Genomic DNA, 7,386 nt, shown 5'->3' with positions numbered 1-7,386 from the left:
CACGGCCTGTTTGCATGAGCGGCCGGCGCCCGCCGCCCGATCCCGCCAAACCCCGATCGATAGACCGGCGCGAATTGAACGCGATCGAGGCAGCGCGAGAAAAAACCAAACCCGCCCCGCCGCGCCCGGCACCGGCCGAGCCCCCCTTCGCCGAACTGGTCGCCGCCACCAATTTCTCCTTCCTGCGCGGCGCCTCCCACGCCAGCGACATGGTGGAACGCGCCATGGCATTGGGCCTCACCGGCATCGGCATTGCCGACCGCAACAGCGTCGCCGGCGTGGTCCGCGCCCATGTCGCCCTCAAAAAGGCCCCGGAAAAGGCGCGCGCCGCCTTGATGAAGGCCAGGGAAGAGGCCGGCCTGCCGCTCATGCTCAGCCCAGAGGAGGAACAGGGCTGCGAGAGCGACCTGCGCCTGGTGGTCGGCGCCCGGCTGGTGTTCGTCGACGGCACGCCCGACATCATCGCCTATCCACGCACCCGCCGCGGCTGGGGCGAACTCACCAAATTGCTGACGGTCGGCAATCTCCGCTCGATCAAGGGCGACTGCATCCTGCGCTATGAGGATCTGACCGGTCATCTCGACGAATTGCAGCTGATCGTCCTGCCCTATGCCAGCGCGACCGAGCAGCAGGCGCATCGACACCCGGTCGATTATGATTTTGCCGATCGTCCGCCCGGCGAAGCGATCCGCCAGAAGCATCTGAGCCTGGTCCCGCCACCGCGCCCGACCGAACTGGAAGCCCTGTTGCTGCGCCTCCATCGCCTGGCCCCTGGTCGCATCTGGCTGGGCGCCGCGCTGCGCCGCGACGGGCGCGATGCGCGACGGCTGGCCGGCTTCACCGATCTGGCGGCGCGGACCGGCGTGCCGCTGCTGGCGACGATGGACGCCCTTTATGCCAGCCCCGAACAGCGGCCACTGCAGGATGTGCTGAGCTGCATTCGCGAGGGCACGACCATCGCCAGGGCGGGCAGGAAGCTGGAGGCCAATGCCGAGCGCCATATCCATGCCCCGGCCGAGATCGCCCATCTGTTCCGCACCTGTCCGCAGGCGGTGTCCGAAACGATCCGCTTCCTCTCCACCATCCGCTTCACCCTGGACCAACTGCGCTACGAATATCCGCACGAGCCGGTGCCGGAGGGCTGGAGCGCGCAGCAATGGCTGGAGGAACTGACCGTCAGCGCCGCCCATGCCCGCTATGGCCCGGTCATCCCCCACAAGGTGCGCACGCTGATGGACGAGGAGTTCAAGCTGATCGGCGAGCGCAACTATGCCTATTATTTCCTGACCGTACACGACATCGTCGCCTTCGCGCGCAGCAAGGGCATATTGTGCCAGGGGCGCGGATCGGCGGCCAATTCGATGGTTTGCTTCCTGCTCGGCGTGACCTCGGTCGACCCGCAACAGCATGACCTGCTCTTTTCCCGCTTCGTGTCGGAGGAGCGGGACGAGCCACCCGACATCGACGTCGATTTCGAACATGAGCGGCGCGAGGAGGTGATGCAATATATCTATGAGCGCTATGGCCGTCATCGCGCGGGCATCGCCGCGACCGTGATCCATTATCGCTCGCGCAGCGCCGTGCGCGAGGTCGCCAAGGTGCTGGGCCTCAGCGAAGATGTCGCAACCCGCCTCTCCAGCACCGTCTGGGGCAGCTATTCGGGCGATGTCGGCGACCAGCGCATCGTCGAGGCCGGCTTCGCGCTCGACAACCCGCAGATCATGCAGCTCCGTGCGCTAATCGGCCAGTTGCTGGATGCCCCCTTCCCCCGTCACCTGTCCCAGCATGTCGGCGGCTTCGTGCTGACCCAGAATCGGCTCGACGAGACGGTGCCGCTCCATCATGCGGCGATGGCCGACCGCAGCTGCATCGAATGGGACAAGGATGATATCGATGCGCTCGGCCTGATGAAGGTCGACATATTGGCGCTCGGCATGCTGACCTGCATCCGCAAGGCGTTCGATTTGATGCGCGACCAGGGGCTGGGCGACCATCGCCTGACCGTCGACCTCAATTCCAGCGATCCGGCCGTCTATGACATGCTCTGCAAGGGCGAGAGCATCGGCGTGTTCCAGGTCGAAAGCCGGGCGCAGATCAACATGCTGCCGCGCCTCAGGCCGCGCACCCTCTATGACCTGACCGTGCAGGTGGCGATCGTGCGGCCCGGCCCGATCGAGGGCGACATGGTCCATCCCTATCTGCGCCGCCGCTGTGGCGAGGAAAAGGTGACCTATCCCTCGCCCAGCCCGCAACATGGCCCGGCGGATGAACTCAAGAGCCTGCTCGGCAAGACCTATGGCGTCCCCCTGTTCCAGGAACAGGCGATGAAGCTCGCCATTACGGCCGCCGAATTTGAACCTTCCGAAGCCAACCAGCTCCGCCGCGCGATGGCGACCTTCCGTAATGTCGGCACCATCCATCATTTCCGCGAGAAGATGATCAACGGCATGACCGGGCGCGGTTATGAGGCGGAGTTTGCCGCGCGCTGCTTCAAGCAGATCGAAGGGTTCGGCAGCTATGGCTTTCCCGAAAGCCATGCCCTGTCCTTCGCCCGGCTGGTCTATGTCTCGGCCTGGATCAAATGCCACCAGCCCGCCATCTTCGCCTGCGCCCTGCTCAATTCCCAGCCGATGGGCTTCTATGCCCCGGCCCAGCTGGTCCGCGACGCGCGCGAGCATGGCGTCGCCATCCATGATGTCGACGTCAATATGAGCGGCTGGGACAATGGCCTGGAACCGCTGTTGCGCAGCCGCCGCGCGGACAAGGGCGAAGGCAACGGCCGGGCGCTGGCGCTGCGCCTTGGCCTGCGCCAGGTCGACGGTTTCCGTGAACAATGGGCAGCGCAGATGGTGGCGGCACGGGCGGAGAGCGGCCTCTTCACCAGCATCGAGGATATGGCCCGGCGCGCCGGCCTGCCAGCGCGGGCGCTGCGGCTGCTGGCCGATGCCGATGCCTGCCGCTCGCTGGGGCAGGACCGGCGCACCGCCTTATGGGAGGCGCGGCGCACCCCGTCGGACGAACTGCCGCTGTTTGCCGCCGCCCGCCGGCACGACCGCGCCGCCCGCGAACTGGGGGAGGAGGCGGATGCGATGCTGCCCGCCATGCCGCTCGCCGAACAGGTGATGGACGATTATGCGGTGACCCGCCTCTCGCTCAAGGGCCATCCGATGCAGTTCCTGCGCCCGGTGTTCGCGGCCCAAGGGGTGCTGAGCTGTGCCCAGACCAGCGCGGCGAAGAATGGCGCGCGCGTCCGTACCGCCGGCGTGGTGCTGGTGCGCCAGCGGCCGGGCAAGGGCAATGCCGTCTTCATCACCATCGAGGATGAGACCGGCATCACCAATATCCTGCTCTGGGCGCGCCTGTTCGAGCTGCAGCGCCGCCCGGTCATGGCCAGCCGGCTGATGCTGGTCGAGGGCGAGGTGCAGCGCAGCAAGGAAGGCGTCGTCCATCTGATGGCCAGCCGCATCCATGACCGCACCGCCGACCTCAACCGATTGTCGCAATCCGAACCGCCAAAACAGGCCGCCCCCGCTGCCCGTCACCCCCGCGACGTGCGCATCCTGCCCAAATCGCGCGACTTCCATTGAGATTGCGAGGACGGCTAGCGGCCATTCACTGTCGTCGGCTTGTTCGATCGTCGGTCAGAAAAGCGGATCTCGCCGGTTCCGTCATCCCGGACTTGATCCGGGATCCATTCAGCGCTCCCCATCCGCCATGGCGCAGAATGGATCCTTACTTCGTCAGGATGACGCCGGCTAGAACTTGCAAGAAACGACCAAGTGCGGACATTCCTCCCCGGTACGGGGAGGTGGCAGCGCGAAGCGCTGACGGAGGGGCAGGAGCCTATTAGTGCTGCGCTATTGGGCCTGTGCCCCTCCACCACTCGCTGCGCGAGTGGTCCCCCTCCCCGTACCGGGGAGGAATGTCCGCTTCCCACCCATCCTACACCACCGGCGTCAGCAGCGCCTCCCCTGCAAACCAGGCATCCAGATTGGCGACCGCCAGGTCGGCCATCGCCTTGCGGGTATGGACGGTGGCGCTGCCCTGATGGGGTTGCAGCACGACATGGTCCATCGCGAACAGCGCTTCGGGCACATGCGGTTCGTGCGCGAACACATCCAGCCCCGCGCCGGCGATGCGCCGGTCGGCCAGCCGCTCGACCATCGCAACCTCGTCGATCACCCCGCCCCGGCTGATATTGACGATCACGCCATCCGGCCCGAGCGCGTCCAGCATCGCGCCGTCGACCAGCTTGGCCGCTTCCGGCCCGCCCGACGTGGCGACGATGATGACGTCGCTCTGGCGCGCAAAGTCGATCGCGTCGGCGACATAGCGATAGGCGGTGTCGGCCGCCGGCTTGCGGTTATGATAGAGGATCTCGCCGGCCACCGGCTCCAGCCGCTTTGCGATCGCCCGGCCGATCCGGCCGAGCCCCAATATGCCGATGGTCGCGCCGGTCACCCGGCCGGACAGCGCCGGCTTTTCGCCCCGCGCCCAGCCGCCCGACCGCACCAGCCGGTCATTGGCCGCGATGTTGCGCACCGTCGCATAGAGAAGGCCGACGGCCAGGTCCGCGACATCGTCGGTCAGCACGTCGGGCGTGTTGGTGACGCGGACGCCCTTGGCGCGGGCATGGTCGATATCGACCTTGTCATAGCCGACCGAGAATAGCCCGATCATCTCCAGCTTCGGCAGCGCGTCCATGATGGTGGCGGGCGCCCCGACCGATCCGAAGCTGACCAGCGCTCGCGCTTCCAGCACCTCCGCCGGCAGCGCGGACAGATCCGCATCCGCCGCCACATTATGGACGGTGAAGCGCTGCTCCAGCTGGTCGGTCAGATAGGGATAGAGCGGGCCATAGGCGACGATGGTCGGACGGGTCTGATCGGTCATGCCCTCCATCTAGGCACGGCGCAGGCCGATCGCCACCCCGCCCCGCCAATTGACAGCCTCTTTCCCTCGTCTTAGCCCGATGTCATGGCCAGCGTTTCCCCTGACACACGTTTCGGCCTGCGCCGCCAGGCCCGCCTTCCCGGCCCGCTGCCGCTATCGAGCGGCGCCAGCCTGTCCCCGGTCGACATCGCCTATGAGACCTATGGGCAGATGAATGCGGACAAATCCAACGTCATCCTGATCTGCCACGCGCTGACCGGCGACCAATATGTCGCATCGGACCATCCCGTCACCGGCAAGCCGGGCTGGTGGTGGCGGATGGTGGGCGAAGGCAAGCCGGTCGACCCGGCGCGCCATTTCATCATCTGCTCCAACGTCATCGGCAGCTGCATGGGGTCGTCCGGCCCCGCCAGCATCGACCCGGCGCTGGGCGATCCCTATGCGATGCGCTTCCCGGTGCTGACCATCGCCGACATGGTGCGGGCGCAGGCGATGCTGCTCGATCATCTGGGCGTCGATCGGCTGGCGGCGGTGATCGGCGGGTCGATGGGGGGCATGCAGGCGCTGACCTGGCCCACCCTCTTCCCCGACCGGGTCGAACGCTGCGTCGTCATCGCCTCGACCGCACGCCACAGCGCCCAGAATATCGCCTTTCACGAAGTCGGGCGCCAGGCGATCATGGCCGATCCGCTCTGGCGCGGCGGCGACTATTATGCCGATGGCAAGGTGCCGAGCGCGGGCCTCGCCGTCGCCCGCATGGCGGCGCATATCACCTATCTCTCCGAAGCGGGCCTGACCGAGAAATTCGGCCGCCGGCTGCAGGGCCGTGACGCCAAGACCTTCGGCTTCGACGCGGACTTCCAGGTGGAGAGCTATCTGCGCCATCAGGGGCTGAGCTTCGTCGAGCGGTTCGACGCCAACTCCTATCTCTACATCACCCGCGCCATGGACTATTATGACATTGCCGAGGATCATGGCGGGTCGCTGGCCAAAGCGTTCACCGCGACGCGGGCGCGCTTCTGCCTCGTCAGCTTCGACACCGACTGGCTCTATCCCACTGCCGAATCCCGCGCGATCGTCCATGCGCTCAACGCCTCGGGCGCGCAGGCCAGCTTCGTCGAACTGTCCAGCCCCTTCGGCCATGACGCCTTCCTGCTCGAAAGCCCGGAACTGAACCGGGTGGTCGATGGCTTCCTGCGCGGTGGCCGGGCATGAGCGATCTCCTCCGCCCCGATCTCGCGCTGATTGCCCGCACCGTGCGGCCGGGCACGCGGGTGCTGGATGTCGGCTGTGGCGACGGCGCGCTGATGGCGGCATTGCGCGACACCAGCCAGGCCGATGCCCGCGGGCTGGAGATCGACGCATCCAATGTCGCGGCTGCGGTCGGCCGCGGCCTGTCGGTGGTGCAGGGCGACGCCGACACCGACCTTGCCTATTATCCCGACGCCAGTTTCGACTATGCGATCCTCAGCCAGACGCTGCAGACGACCCGGCGCCCCGACCTGGTGGTGGAGGAATTGCTGCGCATCGGCCGCCAGGCCTTCGTCTCCTTCCCCAATTTCGCCCATTGGCGCGGCCGCCTGTCGCTGCTGTGGGGCGGTCGCATGCCGGTGACGCGGCTATTGCCCGACACCTGGTATGACACGCTCAACATCCATCATGTGACGGTGGATGATTTCCGCGCGCTGGTGAAGGATCGCGGCTGGACCATCGATGGCCAGTGGTTCCTGAAAGGGGACAAGGAAACCACCCATGCGAACGCCAATCTGTTCGCCGAACATGCGGTGTTCCTGCTGCGCAGATAGCCGCCCGTCAGGCCGGCACCGCTTCCACGAATGGTGCGATCACCGCCCGCGCCCGCGCGACATAATCTGCCTTCTCGCCCACCGGCGCGACATAATGGAGCGCCGCTTCCGCATCCGCCATCGATCCGCCCCGCGCGATCATCCAGGCGGCGAGATAGGGCGCCGACAGGCATCCGCCGGCCGTCGCGACATTGCCATGGGCGATGAAGGGCGCATCGATCACCCGCACCCCCGCCTCCATCACCCAGGGCTTGGTGGTCAGGTCGGTGCAGGCCGGCAGATCGCCGACCAGGCCCAGCTTCGCCAGCAGCAGCGTGCCCGAACATTGCGCCCCGATCAGCTGGCGCGCCGGGTCGAGCGCGATCCGGCCCAGCATCGCCGCATCGGTCGCAATCTCGCGCGTGCGGATGCCGCTGCCGATCAGCACCGCGTCCGCTTGCGCCGCAAGGTCCAGCGGCCGCTGCCGCTGCACCGTCACCCCGTTCATCGACGTCACCGTCTCGTCGGGCGCGGTGATATAGGCGGCCCAGCCCTGCGGCTTCATCCGGTTGAGGATGGCGGCGGCGATGAAACTGTCCAGTTCGTTGAACCCCTCGAACGTCAGTATCGCAATCTGCATGGGCCATCCTCCTGCGCCGTCACCCGCCTGCCATAGCCCCTTGCCCGCCCGCGCCCATGGCCTGCAAAC

The 7,386-nt window shown here is 66.9% G+C and carries 5 protein-coding genes; 3 read left to right on the top strand and 2 right to left on the bottom strand.

The genetic code is table 11. The features are described 5' to 3' along the window. Nucleotides 1–14: 14 nt before the first annotated feature. On the top strand, nt 15–3,587 hold the full coding sequence (locus CG471_RS28285) for an error-prone DNA polymerase (RefSeq protein ID WP_099234485.1): 3,573 nt from the start codon (nt 15–17) through the stop codon (nt 3,585–3,587). A gap of 355 nt (nt 3,588–3,942) precedes the next feature. On the opposite strand, the gene CG471_RS28275 is transcribed toward CG471_RS28285, so the two are convergent. Next, nucleotides 3,943–4,902 carry a 2-hydroxyacid dehydrogenase gene (locus tag CG471_RS28275; RefSeq protein WP_099234483.1) on the bottom strand — a complete coding sequence of 320 codons (960 nt, stop codon included), beginning with the start codon at nt 4,900–4,902 and terminating at the stop codon, nt 3,943–3,945. A 75-nt stretch (nt 4,903–4,977) separates the two neighbouring features. Here CG471_RS28275 and CG471_RS28270 point away from each other — a divergent pair, with 75 nt between their 5' ends. Further along, nucleotides 4,978–6,108 carry a homoserine O-acetyltransferase gene (locus CG471_RS28270; RefSeq protein ID WP_099234482.1) on the top strand — a complete coding sequence of 377 codons (1,131 nt, stop codon included), beginning with the start codon at nt 4,978–4,980 and terminating at the stop codon, nt 6,106–6,108. Further along, nucleotides 6,105–6,698 carry a methionine biosynthesis protein MetW gene (metW, locus tag CG471_RS28265; protein ID WP_099234481.1) on the top strand — a complete coding sequence of 198 codons (594 nt, stop codon included), beginning with the start codon at nt 6,105–6,107 and terminating at the stop codon, nt 6,696–6,698. The genes CG471_RS28270 and metW overlap by 4 nt, the downstream gene beginning before the upstream one ends. A 7-nt stretch (nt 6,699–6,705) precedes the next feature. Here metW and CG471_RS28260 read toward each other — a convergent pair whose 3' ends face one another. Beyond that, nucleotides 6,706–7,317, bottom strand: coding sequence for a DJ-1/PfpI family protein (locus CG471_RS28260; protein WP_099234480.1), 612 nt, complete (start codon nt 7,315–7,317; stop codon nt 6,706–6,708). Between the last annotated feature and the right edge of the window lie 69 nt (nt 7,318–7,386).

Source organism: Sphingobium sp. IP1 (assembly GCF_002708645.1).
GTDB lineage: Bacteria > Pseudomonadota > Alphaproteobacteria > Sphingomonadales > Sphingomonadaceae > Sphingobium > Sphingobium yanoikuyae.
The sequence above is the reverse complement of the archived record's forward strand: the minus strand, read 5'-3'. Positions and strand labels throughout refer to the sequence as shown.

What these genes read in the sequence shown, in the direction of transcription:
- CG471_RS28285 (WP_099234485.1), top strand. Translation starts at nt 15, where the DNA reads ATGAGCGGCCGGCGCCCGCCGCCCGATCCCGCCAAACCCCGATCGATA.
- CG471_RS28275 (WP_099234483.1), bottom strand. Translation starts at nt 4,902, where the DNA reads ATGGAGGGCATGACCGATCAGACCCGTCCGACCATCGTCGCCTATGGC.
- CG471_RS28270 (WP_099234482.1), top strand. Translation starts at nt 4,978, where the DNA reads ATGGCCAGCGTTTCCCCTGACACACGTTTCGGCCTGCGCCGCCAGGCC.
- metW (WP_099234481.1), top strand. Translation starts at nt 6,105, where the DNA reads ATGAGCGATCTCCTCCGCCCCGATCTCGCGCTGATTGCCCGCACCGTG.
- CG471_RS28260 (WP_099234480.1), bottom strand. Translation starts at nt 7,317, where the DNA reads ATGCAGATTGCGATACTGACGTTCGAGGGGTTCAACGAACTGGACAGT.